Source organism: Phocaeicola intestinalis, assembly GCF_014837065.1.
Lineage (GTDB): Bacteria > Bacteroidota > Bacteroidia > Bacteroidales > Bacteroidaceae > Phocaeicola > Phocaeicola intestinalis.
This window is the reverse complement of the sequence record NZ_JACSPP010000123.1, coordinates 1-1,915: the sequence shown is the minus strand read 5'-3', so window position 1 is coordinate 1,915 and position 1,915 is coordinate 1. Positions and strand designations below refer to the sequence as shown.

The window sequence follows — 1,915 nt, the reverse complement described above, 5'->3', positions numbered from 1 at the left end:
TTCCTCCGCCCTTTCCGCTACGCTCCAAGGACGGAGGAAGGCGGTGGCGGAGTTGCACTTCTAACTTGACGGTGGGTACTTTTTCGAGGCTGTTCTTGCATTTGCCGGAACCTGCTTGGCATTCCGGATTTCAAAGTACCGGTGTAAACAGATGGGCAAACCAGCCTATGAAGCGTTTCCAGGGTGTACGGTCTTTATAGACATCTTTGGTCATCACTGTACTGTTCCGTTTGTCCTGATTGAAAATTTGCACCAATTGGTCGGTAATGGGAAGATCGAATAGGAAAGCATTGATTTCATAGTCGTAGCGCAGGCTCCGGCTGTTCAGGTTGGTGCTTCCTATCGTGCAGAAACGGTCGTCTACCATCATTACTTTCGAATGGTGAAACCCTCCGTTGTAAATATAAATGCGTGCACCTTTCTTGCGTAACTTGTTGGCAAAATAAAATCCGGCATCGGGGGTAAATGAGATGTCCGATTTACCTGGAATCATAATTTCCACTTTTACTCCTCGTTCCAAAGCCCGTTCGATGGCACGTCTTACACTTATCGTGGGGGTAAAATAAGGATTGATGAGTTGTATCTTATATTGGGCGGCATCAATGGCGGCAATATAAGCGTGCCGCATAGCTTCGGGATGAGTCTTGGGGATGCGTTGCACGATTGCCACTTGTCCTCCGGCGTGTCGGGGTGGGGCATTAAGTGAGTCGGTATTGAAAGGGAAATAGGTTTGTCCTTTGATTTCTTGTCCGGTTTCTTTTTCCCATGTGTCTACAAATGCATGTTGTAATTCGTTTACGGCAGGGCCTTTGATGCAGAGGTGCATGTCTCGCCACGCTCCGATTTTAGGTAGTCCGTTGATGTAATAGTCGGCAATGTTCATTCCGCCGGTATAACCGGTTTTGCCATCGATGACCACGATTTTTTGGTGGTCACGGCTGGCGATATGGTTGAAGTAGGGGAAGGTAATGGGGTCAAACGTGACGATATCGATACCTTTTTCCCTCAATGCATTCAAATGGCGTTTGCGTAATGGCCGGTTGTTCGACATATTTCCGAAAGCATCAAACATGGCACGTACCTCGACTCCCTCTTTTGTTTTTAGGGCAAGCAAGTCGAATAGGGCATTGGCTATGGAATCATTCCGGAAATTGAAATACTCTAAATGGATATGTTGTTTTGCTTTGCGTATTTCGGCAAATAAATGGTCAAACTTTTCCCGTCCACTGGGTAAAAGGGTAAATTGGTTGTTGTTGATAATTTTATATCCTTTGTTTTGCAGGTAATGTGCGAAAAGTGAATCGGATGGAAGCCATTTTTGAGCTTGCATATACAAAGTGCCGGCAGCTATAAAGGTAAGCAGCAACCACAGATTGAGGTATGGGAAACAATAACAGGCTCTTTTCATCTTCATTTAGTTTTTGGGCGACAAAAATAACCAATAAAACAATAGGGTGTGATTTTTTGTACTTCGTTTTTCTTAAAAGGTGAAGTATCGACCGTAAATAGTGTGAATCGGACAAGAAACAGTGACGTTATATAGGGGTGTCTTTTCCTTGAATATTTTGTATTGTCTCTACCATGTGGCATAAAAAGGCTGCCACAAGAATAAAAACGATTTATGAATATCCTTTAGCCAATATCTGCTCCTAAAACGACTGCATCGGCAAATCTAAAGGACATTCATAAAACGATTTGTATGCTTGCGGCAGTTTAGAGTCTGTTTTAAATTAATCTGGTAGAATCTTGCTTTATTGGGATTTTTAAACGACAGGCTCTTAGAGACGACAGATGACTTCGTCTGGTGTAAGATTAATAATCTTCCGCTTGTAAGATTAATAATAGAGTTTATGTAAATTAGTTATGATAGTTCCAAGGGTTGATTTTAATTCTGAGATTATGCAGTGCCATACAT

Annotated in this window: 1 protein-coding gene; it reads right to left on the bottom strand. The window is 42.7% G+C overall.

Annotated elements, in window-relative coordinates:
* Positions 1 to 130: 130 nt before the first annotated feature.
* The gene (gene cls / locus H9625_RS17285; RefSeq protein ID WP_225226492.1) at positions 131 to 1,330 is read right to left on the bottom strand and encodes a cardiolipin synthase; all 1,200 of its coding nucleotides are present in this window, start codon (positions 1,328 to 1,330) and stop codon (positions 131 to 133) included.
* Positions 1,331 to 1,915: the final 585 nt, after the last annotated feature.

Excerpts from the sequence above, each read along its gene's own strand:
- cls (WP_225226492.1), bottom strand. The coding sequence starts at position 1,330 with ATGCAAGCTCAAAAATGGCTTCCATCCGATTCACTTTTCGCACATTAC.